The sequence below is a fragment of the Dysgonomonas sp. HDW5A genome, assembly GCF_011299555.1.
Taxonomy (GTDB): Bacteria; Bacteroidota; Bacteroidia; order Bacteroidales; family Dysgonomonadaceae; genus Dysgonomonas_A.
Map to the genome: position 1 here is coordinate 3,846,089 of NZ_CP049857.1, position 25,151 is coordinate 3,871,239.

Below are 25,151 nucleotides of genomic sequence, written 5' to 3' on the forward strand. Positions count from 1 at the left end.
TACATTTATATATCAATTATTTAGGATATCCTACAGCTTGTACCAATGTTACTTCCTGTTTATCTGTCAATTTTAAGGCAGGAGGTAATTTTGCTCTGCTGAATGAACCTCTGGCAACAGTACCCAAACCTTCAGATGCACAGAAAAGATATACATTTTGAGAAATATAACCTGTATCAATAAAAGCAGCTTCTCTATTTGATGCTTTATCCAGATTAGCCACAAATACTAAATTTACAGCAGCATCGTTTACATAAGCTTGTGAACCGAGACCATCTCTTAAATCGCCTTTAACATGCAACTTTAGTTTATTTTCTTTAGCATCATAAAAATAAACACCGTCTTTAAACATCACATACACATCAATCTCCTGACGATCTTGAGACGAAGGTGCTGTTCTTTTGTCAGGGCGATTAAATCCGTTAGTAGCCCAAAGCAAATTAGACAAGGTCTGATTGTCTAGTTCCTTACCTGAGAAATCTCTTGATGACTGTCTGTCATTCAATGCTACAAATAATGGTTTACCTCCTGTTTTTACTGGAGCTGGTAATTCTATGATTTCTTGCTGAGCACAAGCGAATAAAGCTGATGCAAATAAGCAAATAGCAATTAGTAAATGTTTCATGTTTCTTTCTTTTTTTTATAAATTAGATATACAAAAATATGCTTTTATTAAGAGAATACATCTTGATGTATTTCCTTTTGTTATTTTTCGATGTACATTTTTTATATAATTAAGAAGTTTGTCATATACAGATATACATTATCTTTGTATTTCACATATTCAATTACAAATAGTGATAAAAAAAATATTTTACATCATACTGCTGTTTTGTATCAGCATACAACATATAGAAGCTCAACAGGTACAATTATCTGATTCAGCAAAAATTAGCTTGCTAACTAGTTCTCCTTGGGATAAAGAGGTTTACGCCATATTCGGACATACCGCCATAAGAATTGAAGATCCTGTTAATCAATTTGATGTTGTATTCAATTACGGATTATTCAGTTTTGATACTCCTAATTTTATGTTTCGGTTTATAAAAGGCGAAACCGATTATATGGTTGGAGCCGAAAACTTCAACAGATATATAGAAGAATATAAATTAAGAGGTGTTGGAGTTACTCAGCAAACATTAAATATAACCCAAAAAGAGAAACAAAATATATTTGATGCTCTAGTTATAAACAGCTTACCCGAAAACCGAGTTTATAGATATAACTACTTCTATGACAATTGCTCAACTCGTCCAAGAGATATAATCGAAAATAATATTGAAGGAATTATTCACTATAATCCAACAAATAATAAGCAAACATACAGAGACTTAGTCCATGAATGCGTTTGGTCAAAACCATGGATACGTTTTGGGATTGATTTAGTTATTGGAGCTGGTGCTGATAAAGAAATAACAGATAGACAAAAAGATTTTTTGCCTTTATACTTAATGGATGCTTATACTCAAGCAACCATAAAAAATGCAGATGGTAGTAATCGCCCTCTTTTATCTGAACAGGTGGATATATCTATTTCTCCTAAAAATGACACATTTATACTAATAGATCCACCCTTTGTTATTGGTTGTTTATTATTAGTTTTTACTTTGATAATTTCAGTATTATCCTATAAAAAAAATAACATCTTAATTGGGAGTATATTCGATACTCTTTTGTTTGCTGTAGCAGGTATTGCCGGATGCATAATATTCTTTCTGATGTTCTTTTCTACACACCCCTGTACCAATCCAAACTGGAATATTATATGGTTAAATCCACTTCAATTACTATTCGCATTTTTCTTTTTAATAAAACTGCTCTCAAAATATGTGTACTACTATCATTTTATTAACTTTGCAGCATTGATACTGCTGCTTTTGGCTTGGTTTTTGATACCACAGTATCTGGAGTTAGCTTTTATTCCATACATCCTTTCCCTATGTATACGATCGGGAGTGAATGTATTACAATATAAAAAAAAATCTTAATCCTCTATAATTAAATAAATTACATAATTATAGAGGAATAAAAAGATTAGCTTGATAGTTTAATGATAAGAATAATAACATCCCTTGTAGCTGTACTTACAGTGACATCTATACAATCGCAAACAGCTTTGAGAGAAACTCCAAAGTTGGTGATTGGCATAACTATTGACCAGTTACGGGCTGATTATCTCGAACTATTTCAGCATACTTTCTCTGAAAGAGGATTTAAAAGACTCTTAAATGACGGTTTGGTATATCAGAATATGGTATTTGATTTTCCAAATCTCAATGAAGCCTCCTCGATTGCCACGCTATATACAGGTACAAACCCTTCTCATCACGGAATAATTTATAGTAAACGCTTTCTACCTGACAGAAATTCAGAAGTTTCTATTTTTGAAGATAATGCTTTCCTTGGAAATTATACCAAAGAAAAGCTTTCTCCTGCCGCTTTACGTGTAGGAACTATTACCGATGAACTGAAAATTGCATCTAAAGGAAGATCCGATATATATAGTTTTGCTCCAAATTCGTTTCAGGCACTAATTTCTGCCGGACATGCTGCTAACGGAGCATATTGGATCGAAGACTATTCCGGAAAATGGGCTACATCGACCTATTTTAAAGACTTCGATTGGAGCGTAGAACAAGAAAACAGATCGAATATCTATCCGAGCAGAATAAATACACTTGTTTGGCAGCCGTTACTAAGCACTGACAGATATAATTTATTTCCCTATGGAAGTGAAGCTGTTAGTTTTAGCAATAAATTACTAAAAGCAGATAATTCATTCCAATTATTTAAAGAATCTCCTTTCGCCAACGAGAATATAACCAAGACAGCTATAACATTGATGCAAAAAGCTGATATGGGAAAACGCTCACGTCCTGACTTTCTGGCTCTGACATATTATGCAGGAAATTTCTCGGCATCATCCGATGGCGAATATTCATACGAGATACAAGATACATATGCTCGATTAGACAGAGAAATAGCTACATTATTGGATCAAGTTGAAAAGACTGTTGGTCTACAAAATACTTTAATCTTTGTTACTTCTACAGGATACTATAGCTCCAATGTAGTTAGTACCGATAATGTACGGTCTTCAGCAGGTATATTCTATACCAACAGATGCGAGGCTTTACTCAATATGTACCTCATGGCTATATATGGTAAAGAACAGTGGGTAGAGAAATATCACAATCAACAAATATATCTGAACCGAAAACTGATAGAAAGCAAAAATATCAGCTTAGAGGAAATTCAAAATAAAGCTTCCGAATTTGTAGTCCAATTCACCGGAGTACAAGATGCAACAACATCTATACGACTTCTTACAGGAAAGACAGACTCTAATATGCAGGCTTATCGAAATATCTTAGACAAAGATATTTCAGGAGATATTATAATCCAGATTCGCCCCGGATATCAGATTATAGATGAGCAAAATCCCTCGTCATTAAAAAAAATACAACGAGAGACTGCTGTAGTTTGCCCCGCAATTTTCTTTGGTTATAATATTAAACCGGAGAAAATAAAAAGAACAATTAAAGCAACAGAAATAGCACCAACGGTATGCCGTATTTTACGTATACGCTCTCCTAATGCCGCTAAAGACCAACCATTACCCGAGTTTCTTTAAGAAATGAAACTCACTATTAAAAACTTTAAAATAATAACAAACAATATATATGGGATTTAATGACATTCTAGCCAAACTTTTTGGCAATAAATCTACAAGAGATGCAAAGCATATCACACCTTATGTGGAAAAGATAAAAGCTGCATACCCGGCCATAGAGGCTCTATCTAATGATGAATTAAGAGCTAAAACCGAAGAACTTAAGAAAACGATACAAGATTTTGTTTCAGCAGAAAAAAATAAAATAGCTGAACTTAAATCAGGAATCGAAGATATTGACATCGACCAAAGAGAAGATATCTGGGCACAAATAGACAAATTAGAAAAAGAAGTTACCGATAAATACGAAACTGTACTAGATCAAATTTTACCGGAAGCATTTTCTATTGTAAAAGACACTGCTCGTCGTTTTACTCAAAATGAAGAAATTGTAGTTACTGCAACCGATTTTGATAGAGAACTTGCAGAAACAAAAGACTTTGTACGCATTGAAGGAGATAAAGCGATTTATCAGAACCATTGGATGGCCGGAGGTAATGAAATTACCTGGGATATGATCCATTATGATGTGCAGTTATTCGGAGGGGTTGTTCTTCATAAAGGTAAAATTGCAGAGATGGCTACCGGAGAAGGAAAAACCTTAGTGGGTACACTTCCTGTTTTCCTGAATGCTCTTACCGGAAATGGTGTTCATTTGGTAACAGTAAATGACTACTTGGCACGACGTGACTCGGAATGGATGGGACCTCTATATATGTTCAATGGTTTATCTGTTGAGTGTATAGATAAATACCAACCTAACTCTGAAGGTCGCCGCAAAGCTTATCAAGCCGATATTACATTTGGAACAAATAACGAATTTGGATTTGACTACCTTCGTGACAATATGGCTATCAGCTCTTCAGACTTGGTACAACGCAAGCATAACTATGCGATTGTCGACGAGGTTGACTCTGTGCTAATTGATGATGCACGTACACCTCTTATCATTTCGGGACCAATACCTAAAGGTGAGATTCAAATGTTTGACGAATTTCGCCCCCGTGTAGAAATTATCGTAAAAACACAAAGAGATCTTTGTACAAAACTTCTTGCTGAAGCTAAGTCAAAAATGTCTTCTTCTGATTCTAAAGTACAAGAAGAAGGAGCTCTATTGTTATACAGATCATATAAAGGTTTACCTAAAAACAAACCTCTTATCAAATTTTTAAGTGAACCCGGTATTAAATCGGCAATGCTTAAAACAGAAGAGCACTACATGTCAGAACAAATGCGTAATATGCATATTGTTACTGATGATTTGTACTTCGTTATTGATGAAAAAAATAACAGCATTGAGTTAACTGATAAAGGTATCGATCTTTTGACCGGTAATTCGGATGACCCTCATTTCTTTGTTCTTCCAGATATTGGTGCTCAAATGGCTGAAATAGAAAATGCCAATACTACTGATGAGCAAAAAGCGGAACAAAAAGATGAATTGATGCAAAACTACAGTGTCAAATCAGAGCGTGTTCACACAGTTAATCAGTTACTTAAAGCATATACTTTATTTGAAAAGGACGATGAATACGTTGTTATTGATAACAAAGTAATGATCGTTGATGAGCAAACCGGTCGTATTATGGACGGTCGTCGCTATTCTGATGGATTACACCAAGCTATAGAAGCTAAAGAACAAGTAAAAGTAGAAGCTGCTACTCAGACTTTTGCGACTATTACCCTGCAAAATTATTTCCGTATGTACAATAAACTGTCAGGTATGACGGGTACTGCCGAAACAGAAGCTGGTGAGCTATGGGATATCTACAAACTAGATGTTGTGGTAATTCCAACCAATCGCCCTATATCTCGTCAAGATATGAATGATCGTATCTATAAGACAAAACGTGAGAAATATGCAGCAGTAATTCAAGAAGTAGAAGATCTTACATCAAAAGGACGTCCTGTTCTAGTTGGTACAACTTCTGTAGAAATATCTGAATTATTGAGTAGAATGCTTACTCAACGCAAAATCAAGCATAATGTACTGAATGCTAAGTTACACCAGAGAGAAGCCGAAATTGTAGCTCTAGCCGGACAAACTAGTGCTGTTACAATTGCGACAAATATGGCAGGTCGTGGTACCGACATTAAGCTTTCCCCAGAAGTTAAAGCTGCAGGTGGTTTAGCTATTTTAGGTACTGAAAGACACGAATCTCGTCGTGTTGACCGTCAGTTACGTGGTCGTGCAGGACGTCAAGGAGACCCGGGTTCATCTGTATTCTTTGTTTCATTAGAAGACCAATTGATGCGTTTATTTGCTACTGAGCGTATTGCCAGTCTAATGGACAGAATGGGATTCAAAGAAGGAGAAGTTCTTGAGCATAATATGTTGAGCAAATCGGTTGAACGTGCTCAGAAGAAAGTTGAAGAAAATAACTTTGGTATTCGTAAACGTCTGTTAGAATATGATGATGTAATGAACTCTCAACGTGAGGTTATTTACAAACGTCGTCGCCACGCCCTTATGGGAGAACGTATTGGCATAGACATTATAAATATGCTTTTCGATTCTGCCAGCTCAATTACAGAACAATACGCAGAAAGTCAGGACTATGAAGGTTTGAAAATAGAAATACTTCGTGTATTATCAATGGAATGTCCTATTGATGAAGCTACATTCAGATCAGCAAGACCCGATAAGCTTGTAGATATCGTTTATGAGCATGCTGTGAAGAATTTTAAACACAGAATGGACAGACTGGCAGAAATTGCTAATCCTGTAATTAAAGATGTATATGAGAATCAAGGAGGAAACTTCGAAAATATATTAATTCCAATTACTGACGGTAAGCGTATCTATAATGTTACTTGTAACTTGAAAGAGGCTTACGAAACAGGTTCTAAAGGAGTTATTAAATCATTCGAAAAATCAATTCTTCTACATACAATAGACGAACAATGGAAAGAACACTTGCGTGAGATGGATGAACTGCGTCATTCGGTACAAAATGCAAGTTATGAACAAAAAGATCCACTATTAATTTACAAACTTGAATCTTTCAGTTTGTTCAAAACAATGGTTGACAGTATCAATAAGAAAGCTGTAGCTATTTTGATGCGTGGTCAAATACCGGTTCGCCAATCTGAAGAAGTACAGGAAGCTAAAGTTGAAGAAAAGACCGACTTCAGCAAATACAAAACAGAAAAAGAAGATATAGACGAAGAACAAGCTCCAAAAGAAGAGAATAAAAAACCTAAACAAGCTCCGATAAGAGTTGAGAAAAAGTTAGGTAGAAATGATCCTTGCTTCTGTGGCAGTGGCAAAAAATACAAAAATTGCCACGGACAAGATGAAGTTTAATCATTAAGTTATCTTCTGAGATATACAGGAGTCTTATATTGCTAAAAATAAGCAATATAAGACTCCTCTCTTTTTTATTACAATCTTCATCCGGAACCTTTACTTTGTGTGGAAATGTTTCCAAAATTGAAAGTTTTTTTGTAATTTAGCAGGGTTTTTAAAGTCAGTAAGGCTTTAGCAATAAAAGGAAACAAATAAAAAAATATTATATTAAAACTTATCTTTAATGATAGATCAGGAAGATAGAATTATTAGAATTAACATCGAGGACGAAATGAAATCGGCATACATTGATTATTCAATGTCTGTGATTGTAGGTCGTGCTTTACCCGATGTTAGAGATGGATTTAAACCTGTACACCGCCGTATTCTTTTCGGTATGAGTGAATTAGGAAACACATCAAATAAGCCTTATAAAAAATCTGCGAGAATTGTAGGGGAAGTCTTAGGTAAGTTCCACCCGCATGGTGATTCATCCGTATATTTTGCCATGGTTCGCATGGCTCAAGAATGGAGTATGCGCTATTTGTTAGTTGATGGCCAGGGTAATATGGGTAGTGTGGATGGAGACTCTCCTGCTGCTATGCGTTATACCGAAGCTCGCCTTAGCAAACTTGCAGAAGAAATGCTAAAAGATATCGACAAAGATACTGTTGACTTTCAGCTTAACTTTGATGATACTTTAAAAGAACCCACAGTCTTACCAACACGTATTCCCAATTTATTGATAAATGGGGCCTCTGGTATTGCTGTAGGTATGGCTACTAATATGCCTCCTCACAATATGTCTGAAGTAATCAATGCAACTGTTGCTTATATTGATAACAGAGAGATTGATATTGAAGGATTGATGGAATATGTGAAGGCTCCTGATTTCCCCGGAGGTGGATTCATTTATGGTTATCAAGGAGTTAAAGATGCTTTTGAAACAGGACGTGGGCGTGTTATTATGCGTGGACGTGCTGAAATTGAAATGGATGGAAACCATGAAAAAATTGTTGTTTCCGAAATTCCATATCAGGTTAATAAAGCTGAGTTAATCAAGCATATTGCAGACTTAGTAGGAGATAAAAAAATTGATGGTATCAGTAATGTCAATGATGAGTCAGACCGCTCAGGGATGCGTATTGTTGTTGACATCAAAAGAGATGCCAATGCGAATGTTGTACTAAATAAACTATACAAACTTACCGCCCTACAAAGTTCTTTCAGTGTTAATAATATTGCTCTGGTAAAAGGACGCCCTCAAATGTTGAATTTGAAGGATATGATTTCATTGTTTGTTGAACACAGGCATGAAGTTGTTATTCGCAGAACAAAATACGATCTTCTAAAAGCTCAGGAAAGAGCCCATATTTTGGAGGGTCTTATTATTGCATCTGATAATATTGATGAAGTAATTGCTATCATACGTGGATCTAAATCTCCACAAGAAGCAATCGAGGGATTAATCAACCGATTCCAATTATCTGATATTCAATCTCGTGCAATTGTAGAGATGCGCTTACGCCAATTAACTGGACTGGAGCAAGATAAACTACACAGTGAATATTCAGAGATACAAAAACTAATCGAGTATCTTAACAGCATCTTAAATGATGAAGCACTTTGTATGCAAGTTATCAAAGATGAACTGGTAGAAGTAAGAGATAAATATGGAGATAATCGTCGCAGTGAGATCGTTTACTCGGATATTGAAATGAATCCGGAAGATTTCTATGCTGATGACGAGATGATTATAACAATATCTCACCTAGGATATATTAAACGTACACCTTTATCTGAATTTAAGGCTCAGCATAGAGGTGGAGTGGGAGTTAAAGGTTCAGAAACACGTGATACGGACTTTGTTGAATATATCTATCCAGCATCTATGCACAACTATATGTTGTTCTTCACTCAAAAAGGTAGATGTTATTGGCTAAGAGTATTTGATATACCTGAAGGCAGTAAAAACTCTAAGGGCAGAGCTATTCAAAACATGTTGAATATTGAGGCTGAAGATAAAGTAAATGCATTTATTAGAATTAAAGGTCTTAATGATACTGAATTCGTAAATAGCCATTTCCTTGTATTCTGTACTAAACAAGGTGTTATTAAGAAAACAAGCCTTGCAGCATATTCTAGACCTCGTCAGAATGGTGTAAATGCCATAACAATTCGTGAAGACGATAAAGTGATCGAAGTATTGTTGACTGATGGTAACAGTGAAATCTTAATAGCAAATCGTAATGGTAGAGCTATTCGTTTCCATGAATCCGACGTTCGTGAAATGGGACGTACAGCAACCGGCGTACGTGGTATGCGTATAGATGAAGATCCTACAGATGAAGTAATCGGTATGATTGCTATGTCTAAAGATGCTCCAGAAGAAACTATAATGGTGGTCTCTGAGTTAGGATATGGAAAACGTACCAGACTGAATGACGAAGATGGAGAACCTGTTTATCGTATCACCAGCCGTGGAGGTAAAGGGGTTAAAACCATGAGCATTACAGAGAAAACTGGTAAACTTGTTTCTATAAGCAATGTTACAGATGAGAATGACTTGATGATTATTAATAAATCGGGAATAACTATCCGAGTAAAAGTTGATAATCTGAGAGTTATGGGACGTGCTACACAAGGTGTGAAACTGATTAATTTAGGTAAACGTAATGATCAGATTGCATCAGTATGTAAAGTTATGTCTGAGAAGGATGAAGACATCATTGTTGATGATGAAATAATCTCTGATGAATTAAATAATGAGAACAATATATCTTCGAACGAAGAAAATTCTGCCGAATAATAATTATTAAAACTTTAATAAACGATGAAGAAAGTACTTTTGACAGCAACATTGTGCATGGTAGTAGCACTATCTTTTGCACAAAAAAAGGCGGTAAAAGATGCTAAGAGTGAAATGAACTCGAACAATTTTACTGAAGCTCGAGAACTAATTAAACCTGCACTTACAGACCCAGAAACAGCTAATGATGCTGAAACTTGGAAAGTAGCAGGAGACATTGAAAATAAAGCCTTTGATGCTCAAAGAACAAATCAAATGCTTCAAAAAGAATTTAAAGAAGATGTTATGTATGACGCTCTCTTAAATTCGTATGCTCCTTACATCAAAGCAGATGAACTAGGACAAATACCTGATGAAAAAGGTAAAGTGAAAAATAAATTCAGAAAAGATATAGCAACAACATTGAGAGTGAATCATCCATTCTTCATCAATGGTGGTGTATATTACAATGATAAGCAAGATTATAGCAAAGCATCTATATTTTTTGAAAAATATTGGGAATTACCATCTTTACAAGTATTTGCTGATGATAAAGACAAAATAAATACAAATGATAGTACATTTCAAACTATTAAATATTACGCTGTTATCACTGCTATTCAAGCTAAAGAAGATCAAAGAGCTATTCAATTATTAAGTAGAATCCTTTCTGAACCATTTACACCTAATAGTACTTACAAAGAAAGTGATGTATATGAGCTTTTAGCTAGCGAATATGAAAATACTAAAGACAGCGTAAACTTTGTAAAAACGTTGGAACTTGCAGCTGCTAAATTCCCTGAAAATAAATACTTTGTTCCAAACTTGATAAATCAATATATCAAAGCTGGCAAATCAGAACAAGCTATTGCATATTTAGATAAAGCTATTGCCAATAATCCCGAAGGGGCATGTGATATGTATAGCGTAAAAGCTTCATTATTTGCAGAAAAGAAAGATTTTGCTACTGCTGATGCTACTTATCAGGCTGCTTTAAGTAAAGATGCTGCTTGTGAAAGAGCCTTAGAAGGTTTAGCTGTTTCATATATTGTTCAAGCGCAAAACTTGAAAGAAGAAGCAGGAAACGTTTCTACAGCAAAAGAAAGAGCTGAACTTGATGACAAGGCTAAAGATCTATACAACAAAGCATTTCCTTTATTGGAGAAATATAAATCATCATTGGAAGGTCGCAAAGCAGACGAACAAGAAATCAAATCAATGCTAGTAAAATTACAAAACGTATACTATAATCTAAATATGGAGAAAGAATACGAAGCTGTAAGTGCTGAACTTGAGAAATATAAATATTAAATTCAGAAAAGAATATAATATCTTTATAAAGAGGAGGCTACCCGAAAGATAGCCTCTTTTTTTGCTTAAGTAGGCCCAGTGACCACATAGCTGCGAAAATTAAACTGTAGATATTTGAAAAAAATTAAATTATCGTGAATAAAATGTTCTTAAATATGACGTCAAATATAAAATAGTCATTAGTTACATAATTACCATTATGTTTAATTACACTTTTAGATATTCTAATCAAGAAAAGCTAAGACGGGTTTACAACATTAAGTTAACTAAAGATTTATGTTAAAGAATATACCCCATCAATACAGACTTAGAAACAATCTATATAAATAACAGAGCAGATTTGAAACAAATATCATTTAGTTTTGTTTTATTTGTATAACGCTTAATTAAAAACAACAAGTTTATGACTACGATTATATCTTACTTTCTAATTACTTTACTTAGTTTAAATTTAAACGTAGAAGATCAAACAAATAATAATAACGATAATAAAAGTATAAAAGCTATGAAATTTGAAATGCCTAAGTTGCCATATGCAACAAATGCCTTAGAGCCAGTTATCAGTCAACAAACTGTAGAACTACATTATGGTAAACATCTTCAAACGTATGTAAATAATCTGAATAATTTAGTACCGGGAACTAAATTTGAGAATTCAGATCTAATTACGATCATTAAAGAAAGCGATGGAGCTATATTTAATAATGCAGGTCAAATTTTGAATCATGATCTTTATTTTGCTTCATTTACAAACCCTGGTAAAGGTGGTTCTCCAAAAGGAAAATTAGCTGAAGCAATTACTGCCCAATTTGGTTCATTCGAGAACTTCCAAAAAGAATTCAATACAGCTGGTGCTGGTTTATTTGGTTCAGGTTGGGTTTGGTTAGCTAAAGATGCCAGTGGTAAACTTTCGATCGAAAAAGAACCTAATGGCAGTAACCCTGTTGTAAAAGGTCTAACTCCAATCTTAGGTATTGATGTATGGGAACATGCTTATTACCTTGACTATCAAAATCGTCGTGCTGACCACTTAGCAGAGGTTTGGAAAATCATCAATTGGGATGTTGTTAGTGCTCGTTACTAATTATAAGTCAACAATATATTAAAAAGAAAGCTCCTAGTTATAGGAGCTTTCTTTTTATCCCCCCTATCCTATTTTCCTACGACATTTAACATAAACTTGTCTGCTTTATATCTTTTCTTTCATATCTTTGCCTCCTGATCTAGGGGTGCCCACAAGGCTGAGATTATACCCGTATAACCTGATCCGGATAATGCCGGCGGAGGGAAATAGATATGCTTTTAGCGCGCACTGCATACTACTTCAAAATAAAGGTACACTCTCCTATCCCCTTTTTTATTTAACAAATTAGATAAAATAGATCTGCTTTTTTATCGTTAATCATCATTATTTAAATGAAAAAGGAAATAATATCTCTTACAGCTTTTCTCTCCAGTATTTCTATCTTTTCAGAAGAAATACCTGACAGTCTAAAACAAGTGAATCTCAGCGAGATTATTGTATCAGCCACACGAGTTAATGGACGTGCTCCAATTGCATTTTCAAATATGAGTGCTGTACAAATTAAAGAAAATAATGCAGCAAGGAATATTCCTTATATTCTAGAAACCATGCCTTCGGTAGTTGCTTTTTCAGAAGATGGTTCCGGTGTTGGTAACACCTCTCTTCGTATAAGGGGAACAGATGCTACTCGTATTAATGTTACTCTAAATGGTATGCCATTAAATAACCCTGAAAGTCAGGAAGTATATTGGGTAAATATACCTGACATATCTAATTCTCTACAAAGTATTCAAGTGCAACGGGGTGTCGGATCATCAACAAATGGTTCTGCGGCATTTGGAGCTAGTATATCATTAAAAAGTCAAGGAGCAAAACCTGAAGCATACGGTGAAGCATCAACAGCTATTGGAAGTTATAATACTTTTACTTCTACTATTGCAGCAGGAAGCGGTATTTTAAAGAATGGACTTTCTTTTGATGCCAGATATTCTCGTGTAACAGGAGATGGATATATCAGAAATGGTAGTGTAAACCACAGATCTGCATATGCAGCATTATCTTATTATAACGACAATCAGTTATTTAAACTGAGCTATATCAATGGTATTCAGCATACAGGGATAACATGGGAAGGTATTAACCCTGAACAGATGAAAATTGATCGCAGATACAATCCGGCAGGTCGATTCTATGACAGTGCGGGAAATGTGCACTATTATGATAACGAAACTGATAATTATTATTCCAATATAGTACAGTTTACATACTCAAATGCTTTATCAGAACAATTGTCTTTAAACATTGGATTAAATTACAATCATGGGTATGGCTATTACGAGAATTATAAAATGAATCAGAAATTTTCCAAGTTTGGTTTAACCCCACAATTGGTAAACGATTCATTATATAAATCTTCAGATATTATCAGACGTAAATTAATGAAGAACAACTTTTATACGGGGAATATCACTTTAAGCTATGCTACAGATCGATTAAATCTTATTGGAGGAGTTATGCTGTCTTCCTATGCCGGAGATCACTATGGCGAGCTTAAATGGGCTAAACTCAATCAAAATATACCGTCTAATTACGAATGGTATATGAACGATGCAAATAAAAAAGAATTTAATATATTCACCAAAGGTACTTACAGGGTTACAGACGCATTCTCTATTTTTGGAGATCTTCAATATCGCTATATCGATTACAGAATGAAAGGTATTGATGATGATTTAGAAGATATAACTAATAATAATTACTTTAGTTTCTTTAATCCGAAAGGAGGAGTTTCTTATAATTTCGATGCTAAAAACGATATTTATGCTTCTCTTTCTTTTGCTCAACGTGAACCTCTTCGCACCGATATAAAGGAATCATACAAGGGAGGCAGCTATCAGCGCATTAAACCAGAACAGATGCTTGATTATGAATTAGGTTATAGATACGCTTCAAAAGAGGCTTCCTTCAATGCAAATATCTATTATATGAAATACAAGGATCAGATGGTGCAAACAGGAAAACTAAATGACGTAGGATATAAGTTGATGGAAAATGTACCTGACAGTTATCGTCTGGGATTAGAGCTTATTGGTGCATATCAGTTTGCAAAATGGGTACGATTAGATGCAAATGTTACTATAAGCAGAAATAAGATAAAAGACTATACAGCTTATTTTGATTTATATGATAATCAAACAGATTATAATTTTGTCGGTCAGACCTCAGAGCACTTTAAATCTACTGACATTTCATTCTCTCCTAATGTTATAAGCAGTGGTACTGTAACTGTTACTCCCTATAAAACTCTTACATTAGCACTTATTGGTAAATATGTAGGAAAACAATATTATGACAATACTTCTAACCCCGAAAATCAATTAACAAACTATTTTGTGAGTAACTTTGCAGCAAGTTATACATTCAAAACTCAAAAAATAGGAGAAATAAATCTTCAATTCTTTGTCAATAATATATTTAATAAAGAATATGTAGCTAATGCTTGGGTATCCACCGACAAATTTAAAGATAATACACAATTGGTATACACCGGTTTATTTCCACAAGCGACACGCAATATAATGGCAAAACTAGGTATCAGATTCTAATAGAATAGATGGAACTAATAGTAAATTTTATTAAAATAAACTGGGTCGAGATTATAGGAGCCATTTTTGGGCTCCTATATCTCTATTATGAATATAAAGCTGATCTCAAAATGTGGCCGGCAGGTATTATTATGTCCTCTTTCTACACCTTCGTCTTTATACATGCCACCTTCTACTCTTTTGCCTGCATAAATATATACTATATATTAGCAGGAATATATGGTTGGATAAAGTGGCATAAAGCCATTAATACTAACTCGGAAGAAAATACTGATATCGGCTTATGCCATGCCCCTACCCGACTGTTTTTACCTCTCAGTATAGCATCTATTGTGATCTTTGGTATAATTGTATTTATTTTACAGACATTTACTGATAGCAAAGTTGTTTATGGAGACAGCTTTGTCACAACAATCAGTATTGTAGCCATGTGGATGCTGGCACAGAAATATATTGAACAATGGTTATTACTCATTGTTATTAACATCGTATCTGTTTTTTTATACTTATATCAAGACCTATATCCGACATCTATTATGTATCTTATATACAGCATAGTATCTGTATTCGGATATATAAAATGGAGAAAAATGGTAACCCAAATAAATAAATGAAGATATTTAAATACCCTACCGTAGAAACAAAAACAGAAGCTGTAATACTAGCTAATGGAGAGTTTCCGACTCATGAAATAGCTCTGTCTATCTTAATCAATAATAACTATATAGTATGCTGTGATGGAGCCATAAATAGCCTATCTCTTACAAAAATTAAACCACAAGCTATTGTAGGCGATTGTGATTCATTATCCGATGAAAATAAACTGAAATACCAAGACCTTATTATTCAGATAAAAGAACAAGAAACGAATGACCTGACAAAATCAGTACAATATTGCATCGAACAAGGTAAAAAGAATTTAATAATTCTCGGAGGTACAGGTAAAAGAGAAGATCATTCTATCGCAAATATTGGTTTATTGGCCGATTATATAGAATATATTGATGACATATGTATGATCACAAACCATGGTGTATTTAATGCCATTAATACTCCCTGTGTTTTTGAAGCATATCCGGGACAACAGATTTCATTATTCAGCATTTCACCTTGTGAAGTAACAACTGATAAATTAAAATATCCGATACAAAACAGGATCTTTACTAATTGGTGGCAAGCCACACTAAATGAGGCAGAATCGGACACATTTACAATAGACACCACTGGTCGTTTGATTGTATTCAGATCTTTCTGATATAGCTATTCACGACAATATAAGCCACTTTGATTATTCATAAAGCATAATATAACTGTATTTTAGCCTTCAATACTATTTTATTAACGATAAAAAAGCAATACCTTTGTTCCACATTAATATTGATGTTGTTTATACTACTTAATCAATGGAATTTATACACTTTATTATCGATTTTATCCTTCACATCGACAGACACTTATTAGAACTAGTTGAAAATTATGGCGTATGGGTATATGCTATTCTTTTTTTAATCATCTTTTGTGAGACGGGATTAGTAGTAACTCCCTTTTTACCAGGAGATTCTCTTCTTTTTGTTGCCGGTGCATTAGCAGCATCTAATGTTACGGGTGATTTTAACATTATTATATTAAATATCATACTCATCACTGCCGCTATATTAGGGGATGCAGTAAATTATACGATAGGTCGCTTCTTTGGGGAAAAACTCTTTAGCAATCCCGATTCCAAAATATTTAAGCAAAGCTATCTGGAAAAAACCCACCAATTTTACGAAAAGCACGGAGGCAAAACTATAATCCTGGCTCGCTTTGTACCAATTGTACGTACTTTCGCTCCATTTGTAGCAGGAATGGGACATATGGGCTATAAACATTTTGCAGCTTTTAATGTTATAGGAGGTGTTATATGGGTTGTGTTATTTACTCTTTTAGGTTATTTCGTAGGTACTATCGAATGGGTGCAGCAAAATCTTAAATTGCTAATGGTAGCTATCATATTTTTATCTATTGTACCCGCTATTGTTGAAGTAATAAGAGAAAGAGCCAAAAGTAAGAAAGAAGCTTAATAAGCATTAATATGACTCATTTATTATAAATAGTATATACTCACTTAACTATAAAATAAATGGAAGCAATAGCCAATATACCGGACTGTAAATCAAAGAAAAGAATTGTAATAATTGGGGGTGGCTTTGCAGGATTAGAAATCGCTCGCAAAGTAGACTCGGCTTATTATCAGGTAGTTTTAATTGATAAAGTAAGCTATTATCAATTTCAACCACTTCTTTATCAGGTAGCAACAGGAGGTTTGGAACCTAGTTCTATATCTTATCCGCATAGAAAAACATTCCAAAAAAAGAAAGACTTTCATTTTAGAACCTGCCTAGCTAAACAAGTTCTTCCCGATGAAAAGATACTCGAAACAAGTATCGGTTCTATTACGTATGATTACTTGATAATAGCTACGGGTTGTGATACTAATTATTTTGGAAATGACAGCCTGAAAGATTCGACCTATGCAATGAAATCTATTTCCGAATCGTTACTTGCCAGAAATAGAATTTTATTTAGCTTCGAGAAAGCTTTAAGTGCCAGAACAGATGAAAAAGTGCGTGAATTACTGACTTTTGTTATAGTTGGAGGTGGAGCCACGGGAGTTGAACTATCGGGAGCTTTGGCTGATATGAAAAAAACAATATTACCTAAAGATTATCCGGAGCTTGACTTTAACAAGATGGAAATTCACTTGGTAGACGCATCCCCCCGTCTGTTATTCGCAATGTCAGAAGAAGCATCGGCTAAAGCAGAAGAAACACTACGAAAAAGAGGTGTCATCATACATCAAAATATATCTGTAAAAGATTACAACAAGCCTTATGTAGAATTATCGAATGGCGAAACCCTGCGTACTCATAATGTATTTTGGGTAGGTGGAGTAAAACCCAATAGTCTGCTTGGGCTTAAAGAAGAATCCTATAACAGAGGACGTATTCTTGTAGACCAATACAATGCAGTTATCGGACATGATAGCATATATTCAATTGGAGATACATGCTTATTAATCTCTAACCATTCTCCTAAAGGACATCCACAAGTAGCTCAGGTAGCTATGCAAATGGCCACTAACTTGGCTAATAATTTGAACCAAGAAGCTAAAGGTTATACTAAAAAGGAGAAATTCGAATATAAAGACAAAGGCTCTTTGGCTACAATCGGAAGAAATGCTGCTGTAGCTGATATATGGAAGCTTCATTTTGGAGGAACTGTCGCATGGTGGTTATGGTTATGGGTACACATTCTTTCCATTGTAGGTATCAAAAATAAAGTTTCAGTATTTATTGACTGGGTATGGAGTTATATAACTTACGATGTATCACTCCGACTTTTTATTCGCCCAAAGAATGATCGAATGTATGAAGAAATAGACGAAAGAGAGAAAAGATAGGATTCAGACCTTATTTGTTCATCTAAGTAATAAAATAATAAAAGAGATCTAAATTAGATCTCTTTTATTATTATGTCTGATTGTTTCTTTATTTTATTTTCTCTCATTCGTTCCCATATAGAATGAGGGATCAAACGTCTCATATACTGCCTTATATAAGCACTTCTAATATACTTCTTGAAATAAGGAGAATCTTTAGGAGCACCATATTCTATCTGCATCTCTACAAATTCTTTTGCATGCTTAACCTCACTATTCATGCTTATACCAACCGAAGCATCATAGGAGCACACAATTACTGACACATGTTTTAACTGGTAACCCTCTCTGTTGAGACGTAAAAAAAATTCAGTATCAGCAGCTATCTTGTATTTCAGATTAAACTTATTCTTTTTAGCAATATCTGCTCTGGCAAAAGCTGCCTGATGCGAGAATGGCATAAAATGGTCTCTATCACACTCATACCCTTGTCTGATATAAGAAAATGATTTCAAACGATATTCAGCATCACCATATACTGCTGCATATTTAGAATAATCGTCCTCAGGTATATCAAAAATCTCTGAGACAGAAGAAGTCGAATAAAAGAAGTCTCCGGCATTCATAAAATTAATCCAATTGCCGGCAGATTTATCAATACCTTTATTCATGGCATCGTAAATTCCCTTATCAGGCTCACTAATAAATATTGATATACGATCTTCGTACTTTCGGATCACATCTATTGTACCATCCGAAGAACCCCCATCAATAACAATATATTCGAGATTACTATATGTTTGAGATAATACACTCTTTATAGTTTCTTCAATGATAGACACTGCATTATATACAACGGTTACAACCGACACTTTATCTTGGCTCATTGTTTTCTGCATTTAGTTGATCAAGTTTATCCATCAATTGAGTATCAACATCTATATCCAATTTACGGGCAAACCACGCATTAGAAGAGGCTATTTTTGGAAAATCATCAGACACTAATATCTTTGGACTTTTACCTTTATCACCCCAATCAAAAAATCTGTAAATTTCATTAACCATATCCTTATTCAAAGGCGAATTTAATAATACTGATTGAATATATAATTCATCCGAACATCCTGCATGCTTAAAAAAATCTATTACTTTCGCATTCTTTTCTGTATAATCAAGTAAATATTCTACAGCCTCTATTGATAAGGTAAACCAGCATGACCCATAATATGCATCATTAAATGGATACTTACGTTTAAATCCCAGTTTTTGAAGAATTTTCTTTATAATGCGATTATTTCGAATATCTCTTTCCGGGAGAAAGAACCAATATTCAAAACGTTTTTTCATTAAATTAGACCAGTCATCACTCCCCAACTTAAAATAATCAATATAACTTTTACCTTGATTGCTATGTAAAAAATCGACAATTTGAGACATGGGAACAATCGGATAATCCAACCCACTAATAAATAAAATATGAGAATAGGGAATTTTTGTATTTACAATCTCTTCAAACGAATTGAGAATCTGTTGCAATTGAGAAAAACGCCCCCAAACTACCTCAACCCTATTATTCAGAAAATGTATATTTTCTATATTCTTTTTAAATAATTCTATATCAGCTTTTGCATCTATATTTATATAAATATCTATATTCTTATGCATTAAGCGAGATACTAATCGGGCTAATTGATCGGGATTAGTATGCGCATGAATTAGTAACGCTATTTTCATACTAAAGCAGATTATGAATATTGTTTTACTAAGTCTAAAACTTGTCGGGTCGATTTAATCCAAGAATATTTTTTCACCTGTTCCCTACCCTTTTCGCTCAATTTGTTTCGTAACTCAGTATCACGAATCAACAAATCCATTTTAAGGCTTATGTCTGCAATATCTAAAGGATTTGCATACATAGCAGCTTCTCCGTTAACTTCCCTCAATGCAGGTATATCAGATGCAATTACAGGGCATCCATATGACATAGATTCTAAGGGTGGAATACCAAAACCTTCATATAAGGATGGATATACAGAAAAAAGAGCATTTTTATACATTGTTTGGAGAGAATCATCATCCAAATAGCCTGTAAGAATAACATTTTCTCTATTAAGTTTCTCCATATCAGGTGTATTAAACGCCTTAAACTGCATTCCTATGATATATAATTTTACAGATTTATCCTCTATATTATTAAAAGCTTCTACAAGACGAATAAAATTCTTTCGGGGATCCATTGATGAAACAGATAGAATATACTTTTCATCAGAATTATCTCTTATAACATCATTCTCTGTTGTATGATAAGAAGGTATACTACAATTTATCACATGAATTTTTTCTGATGGAAGACTTAATGTTTCTATAATTTCTTTCTTCGAAAATTCACTGACAGTAATAATCGCATAAGCTTTTTTACCTATCCGAGGCATCATATACCCATAAAATCGGCAATAATTCTTAGAAAACCATTCGGGATGCCTTTCATGCGAAACATCATGTATTGTGATTATCTGATTTGAATAATTCAAAGGTCCGCAACCAGAGAAACTTAACAACAAAGGATTTCCTTGCTGTTTCAGATATTTAGGTAAGCTAATTTGCTCCCAAAGATGACCATTGAATGCCCCACATTGAACAGTTTTAAAATTGATTTTGTAGTCCGGATTTATTTCTTTGGGTACAGCAACGTAAAAATCAACACCAAATTCAGAGAGTTGATTGCATATCTCAAAAGCATACCGATGAACTCCTGTTGGTTTTTGGGTTAAAAACCGACCATTTACTACAAACATATTTTCTCTATTGGGTAATATTTCTATAATATTTTTTTTGAAACCAGCTTTTCTTTATAAAAAGCTTACTGAGTCTAATCCAAAAATACATCTTAAACCTCTGCCATCCTTTATTAGAGACCATCTCCTCTTTAAAGAAGTCATACTTAGCAACTATATTAAAATAACGCTTTTTTTGAGACATTCCGCCTTTTAAAAATTCGATATGATGGGTAACCATTTTAGATTTAGGAAATACATAGAAACGCTTTTGAGTTGAATCATCTACATAAGGATATTTGGCAACATAACTAGGTACATGTACCGGCATATTTTCCGTAATCCATCTAAATCCAACACCAGCATCTCTTAAATAATTTGCAATATAAGATTCCGGATAATCCTCAAAATCAAATAAATTAGGATTGTTACGAATAAAATTCGATTTTATAACTGCAAAATCTACAGCTAGAGCATAGTCTTTATCATACCAATCGGCACTGGCCCATACAATATTAGATGCCTCTTCCATGAATTCGATATATTCTTTTATGGTACGATCCCCATATATCCAGGTATCTGCCTCTAATATAACCGTATAATCACAATCTGAAGGAATACATTTTTGCCCTTCCATCAGTAATTGTGAGTTACCCTTTTTATGACCTGCATTATGCTCTAAAGCAACAAAGTTATCTATAACCCGTACTGAATCTGCATCAATACGATATCCATCGGGATACCCATTGCTTACAACAATAATATGATAATCAAACTCTGTCCATGTTTGTTTAATTATCTGAAGATTATATTTAAGATCCTCGATACGGTCATATACACGAATTAAAACTGCAACTCTTCTCTTCATTTAAATACTACAATTACCTAAACTTCCTTTTTATGAAGTAACTCTTTTATAACCCTGTCCATTTTTTCCACGGCAATATCCCAAGAAAACTGTTGGATGAAATGATTTCCTCTTTCAGCCAAGAATATACGATTGTCATTATTAGTTATTAAACTCATTATTTTATCTACCAATTGACTTGAATCTTTTGGACTATATAATAGTGATGTATCATTATCTTTAGCATATTCAGCATGCCCTTGTATATCTGTTAATATAGTTGCACAACCGCAAAACATAGCCTCCATAGGAGTCAGTGCCATACCTTCGGTCAGAGAATTTGAAATAAATATAGCATTTCTGTTATAAATTAAGCTCAAATCCTTAGGATCACGATAAAAAGTAATCCAGTCCGGTAAATTTTCAGGAGCCGGGCATATACCAAATAATTCAACTTTTAATTCAGAACACTTCTCTTTTACTTTAGACAAAGCTTCAAGTCCATAAGTTGAACCTTTAATCTCTTGTATAGAGTATAACATACAAACGGTTAAAGAGTTTCGATCTTTTATTGGATTCAATATTCGATACTTCTCTTTATCAATAGCATTGGGAATCAAAACTGTAGGATTAAGGGTATACTTTGTAACAATATCTTTCAGATAAGAAGCTACTACAATATTTGTAACCCCTTCCATATCATATGATGAATGAAGTTCGTCCTCATGCCCTATCCAATTTTCATACCCTTGTATAAAATTAATTTTCCGACCTTTTTTTTCTGTTAATGAACCCATTTCTAACGCAGTAGTCCACCAGGTAGCTATTACAATATCCGAGTCTTTGACATTTTTATCATTGATTGAGTTAGTATAGCACATCGAAATATTGGACCTAAAGTCAAACCATCGACTTGTCCTAAATCCCTCTATATAAGATAATATAAAACGTGCAATATATGGTAGGCGATACTCCATATACTTCGTTTTCAGAGGGTAAGTAATGTGTACATCATAACCAAGATCTGATAACCTGTTTGCATATTCATACATAACCCTAAACCCTCCTGTGGGGCGTCGAGCCTTGAACGGCATAACGAAGTTTAGTCGAATTGAATTTTCCAAGTCTGTATAATTGTGGTGTATAAATATAATATCGATAATGAAGGAAATAGAATATGAATAAATACATAAACAGATTTAAATCCGAAAGACCTTTATAATTCAATGCTAGATTATAAGCATACATTATAAGTAATGTAAATGTAAAAGCTCTATCATTAGTAAATGACAATTTAATAAGCATAAATTGATAGAAGAAATAGGCTAATGTGCCCGGTAGTCCAACATAAAATAGCAGACGTGTATATCCAACATCACTACCCCAGAATTCCATATTACCCCATCCATATAGCCATTGATCAAAGGTATAAGGTAATTGAAACATCTCCTCTAAACCATCCGATGAATTAGTCCTAAACTGACCGGTTTTGTTATAATTAATAAAAGCTTCAAATGCCCAATCTGCAAACTCCGGAAAGTATAGGTATGCGAGCGTATGACCTATTGAAGCAAATAAAGCTGCAATAGCTAAGAATTTAAAAAACTGTCCTTTTCTAACATCTTTTTTATTACTTGTAAAAAGGAGTATAATAGCAAGAATGACACTTGCAAAAAGACCTATAGCTGTTGTTCTTGCCGATAGGAGACCAACATACAAGATAAAACAATACACCCCACCTAATACAATAATAGAGATTACATTTAATTTAGTCTTTAAAATAATGTATACTAAAGCTATAAGAGCGAATCCACAAGATACACCTGCACCAAAGAATGCTACCCCATACCCCAACAAACGAGCACCTTCGGTTTCTTGTCTTTTGGCTAAAACTGTAACATCCATCATTTGCAAAGAATTACAAAAATCCCGAATAGCTGCATTTTCGTGCATGGCAATAGAAATAACACACTGCGCAAATATAGCTCCTACTATATAGTACAAAAACAAAGTAAATGTTCCTTTCGGATGAACCACAAAGAAAAAGGTAACAATCAAATAGGAGCCAAATACCCATGCAAACTGACTCTTTGTATAATCAACTAAATATGGATCTTTAAATGGTGTAAGATACATTGTAATGAAACAACATAATACAAACGGAATATAGGATAGAATAATCGTTACAACCTCATCAAAAGGTCTTCCATTATAAAGGTACAAACCGACTCCTAATGCTCCGGATGTAAAAAGGAAGGAATACCCAAAAAAGGATATTGCCTGGGGATAGAGTGTATAAAAAAGGAAAATAAATAATATCGTTATTAACAATATCTTCTTCATAAATTTTTATCTAAATGCCAGTTTATACCAAAATGATTTTTTATACTCCATCTTGAATAAACACTTAATATATAATATTAGTATGTCATTTTTACTATAATATTCTTTATTATAGAGTGGAGAGTCAAAACATTTACTCAATACCTTTAAGCCTAATCTCGAATTTGCACAAAGACGAATCCAATGTAAAGATAAGATTCTAGATAAATATTGAGGAGAGCTAAATTGTTCTGCACTATTTCTATCTAATAGACCTATCATAAACGTCTCACATTTATAAAGATAATCAAATGAAGACTCTGAAGGAATACACTCAGCAACAGAAGCATATACATCTAAGTCTTCAGCACTAGAAGCTAAACCTAACTTCTCACAGTGAATTTTAAAGACTTCTTTCTTATTTTCAATTTGTTTCTTTTCATTTAATGTCGAAACCTGATATTCATGAACTCTATAGTATAAAAGAGGCTCATCAATATTTGCTAATTTCGTACAATAAAGTGCCTTAGACCAAAGTGCATAATCTTCTACATGCAAATATTTTTCTTCGAACCTTAATCCCAACTCAGAGAATAGTGTTTTCCGAATCATTACAGCAGGATGACAAATACCCGATCTAAACAATAGATAAGCTTGTAACTCTTCATATGTTTTAGGGTTTTTATAGAGATTATGCTTTGATTTACCCGTTCTAAATGTGTAAAACATGGTACTAACAACATCATAGTCGGCATTTTGCTCTAAGAAAGATACCTGTTTCTCTATTCTTGTAGGAAAAGAGATATCGTCTGCATCCATACGGGCAATATACTTGCCATTACACAATTCAATTCCTTTATTTAATGTCTTTATCAGTTTTAAATTAGTCTCATTATTATAAATCTTTATACGACTATCTTTATTAGCTAATTCTTGTAACTTATTACTTGTATTATCTGATGAACAGTCATTTATAATAATAATCTCTAGATTTATATACGTCTGTTCTATAATGGATGAAATAGATTCAACCACATAACTCTCGACATTATAACAAGGTATTAAAACTGAGACTAGAGGATTTGACATATATTTA

19 protein-coding genes and 1 riboswitch are annotated in these 25,151 nt (G+C 33.8%); of the genes, 11 read left to right on the plus strand and 8 right to left on the minus strand.

All coding sequences use genetic code 11. From position 1 onward, the window contains the following. Positions 1-16: 16 nt before the first annotated feature. Entirely contained in the window at positions 17-625 is a 609-nt protein-coding gene (locus G7050_RS15800; protein ID WP_166117195.1) for a SagB/ThcOx family dehydrogenase, read from the minus strand. Positions 626-797: 172 nt separating this feature from the next. Between G7050_RS15800 and G7050_RS15805 the strand changes: the two genes are divergently transcribed. The 11 genes from G7050_RS15805 to G7050_RS15855 all read left to right on the plus strand — a co-directional run bounded on the left by G7050_RS15805 (position 798) and on the right by G7050_RS15855 (position 18,133). Then, positions 798-1,988, plus strand: coding sequence for a DUF4105 domain-containing protein (locus G7050_RS15805; RefSeq protein ID WP_255499193.1), 1,191 nt, complete (start codon positions 798-800; stop codon positions 1,986-1,988). Positions 1,989-2,050: 62 nt separating this feature from the next. Further along, positions 2,051-3,634, plus strand: a complete 1,584-nt coding sequence (locus G7050_RS15810; RefSeq protein ID WP_166117197.1) for an alkaline phosphatase family protein — start codon at positions 2,051-2,053, stop codon at positions 3,632-3,634. Positions 3,635-3,683: 49 nt separating this feature from the next. Continuing rightward, positions 3,684-6,980: a preprotein translocase subunit SecA gene (gene secA / locus G7050_RS15815; protein ID WP_166117199.1), complete on the plus strand. Its 3,297-nt coding sequence runs from the start codon at positions 3,684-3,686 to the stop codon at positions 6,978-6,980. 226 nt (positions 6,981-7,206) lie between these two features. Continuing rightward, the gene (gene gyrA / locus G7050_RS15820) at positions 7,207-9,771 is read left to right on the plus strand and encodes a DNA gyrase subunit A (RefSeq protein ID WP_166117202.1); all 2,565 of its coding nucleotides are present in this window, start codon (positions 7,207-7,209) and stop codon (positions 9,769-9,771) included. Positions 9,772-9,795: 24 nt separating this feature from the next. After that, positions 9,796-11,061, plus strand: a complete 1,266-nt coding sequence (locus G7050_RS15825) for a hypothetical protein (RefSeq protein ID WP_166117204.1) — start codon at positions 9,796-9,798, stop codon at positions 11,059-11,061. A 505-nt stretch (positions 11,062-11,566) separates the two neighbouring features. Next, a complete protein-coding gene (locus G7050_RS15830) occupies positions 11,567-12,145 on the plus strand; it encodes a superoxide dismutase (RefSeq protein ID WP_166117753.1) in 579 nt (192 codons plus the stop codon). 134 nt (positions 12,146-12,279) lie between these two features. Further along, a riboswitch (TPP riboswitch) is annotated at positions 12,280-12,367 on the plus strand. 110 nt (positions 12,368-12,477) lie between these two features. Continuing rightward, positions 12,478-14,691: a TonB-dependent receptor gene (locus tag G7050_RS15835; protein WP_166117206.1), complete on the plus strand. Its 2,214-nt coding sequence runs from the start codon at positions 12,478-12,480 to the stop codon at positions 14,689-14,691. Positions 14,692-14,699: 8 nt separating this feature from the next. After that, positions 14,700-15,305: a nicotinamide riboside transporter PnuC gene (gene pnuC / locus G7050_RS15840; protein WP_255499194.1), complete on the plus strand. Its 606-nt coding sequence runs from the start codon at positions 14,700-14,702 to the stop codon at positions 15,303-15,305. Then, on the plus strand, positions 15,302-15,946 hold the full coding sequence (locus G7050_RS15845; protein ID WP_166117208.1) for a thiamine diphosphokinase: 645 nt from the start codon (positions 15,302-15,304) through the stop codon (positions 15,944-15,946). Before pnuC ends, G7050_RS15845 begins: the two co-directional genes overlap by 4 nt. 157 nt (positions 15,947-16,103) lie before the next feature. Then, on the plus strand, positions 16,104-16,754 hold the full coding sequence (locus G7050_RS15850; protein ID WP_221412848.1) for a DedA family protein: 651 nt from the start codon (positions 16,104-16,106) through the stop codon (positions 16,752-16,754). A gap of 59 nt (positions 16,755-16,813) precedes the next feature. Next, the gene (locus G7050_RS15855; protein ID WP_166117212.1) at positions 16,814-18,133 is read left to right on the plus strand and encodes an NAD(P)/FAD-dependent oxidoreductase; all 1,320 of its coding nucleotides are present in this window, start codon (positions 16,814-16,816) and stop codon (positions 18,131-18,133) included. Positions 18,134-18,186: 53 nt separating this feature from the next. On the opposite strand, the gene G7050_RS15860 is transcribed toward G7050_RS15855, so the two are convergent. From G7050_RS15860 to G7050_RS15890, 7 genes are read right to left on the minus strand one after another with little or no spacing between them, the layout of a single operon-like run. Then, positions 18,187-18,999, minus strand: coding sequence for a glycosyltransferase family 2 protein (locus G7050_RS15860; RefSeq protein ID WP_166117214.1), 813 nt, complete (start codon positions 18,997-18,999; stop codon positions 18,187-18,189). Next, on the minus strand, positions 18,986-19,846 hold the full coding sequence (locus G7050_RS15865) for a beta-1,6-N-acetylglucosaminyltransferase (RefSeq protein ID WP_166117216.1): 861 nt from the start codon (positions 19,844-19,846) through the stop codon (positions 18,986-18,988). Before G7050_RS15865 ends, G7050_RS15860 begins: the two co-directional genes overlap by 14 nt. Before the next feature lie 11 nt (positions 19,847-19,857). Next, positions 19,858-20,907 carry a glycosyltransferase family 1 protein gene (locus G7050_RS15870; RefSeq protein ID WP_166117217.1) on the minus strand — a complete coding sequence of 350 codons (1,050 nt, stop codon included), beginning with the start codon at positions 20,905-20,907 and terminating at the stop codon, positions 19,858-19,860. A 7-nt stretch (positions 20,908-20,914) separates the two neighbouring features. Beyond that, the gene (locus tag G7050_RS15875; RefSeq protein ID WP_166117219.1) at positions 20,915-21,754 is read right to left on the minus strand and encodes a glycosyltransferase family 2 protein; all 840 of its coding nucleotides are present in this window, start codon (positions 21,752-21,754) and stop codon (positions 20,915-20,917) included. Positions 21,755-21,771: 17 nt separating this feature from the next. Further along, a complete protein-coding gene (locus G7050_RS15880) occupies positions 21,772-22,827 on the minus strand; it encodes a glycosyltransferase family 4 protein (protein WP_255493268.1) in 1,056 nt (351 codons plus the stop codon). After that, positions 22,790-24,076, minus strand: coding sequence for a hypothetical protein (locus tag G7050_RS15885; RefSeq protein WP_166117223.1), 1,287 nt, complete (start codon positions 24,074-24,076; stop codon positions 22,790-22,792). Before G7050_RS15885 ends, G7050_RS15880 begins: the two co-directional genes overlap by 38 nt. Before the next feature lie 6 nt (positions 24,077-24,082). Further along, positions 24,083-25,144, minus strand: a complete 1,062-nt coding sequence (locus G7050_RS15890) for a glycosyltransferase family 2 protein (RefSeq protein WP_166117225.1) — start codon at positions 25,142-25,144, stop codon at positions 24,083-24,085. Between the last annotated feature and the right edge of the window lie 7 nt (positions 25,145-25,151).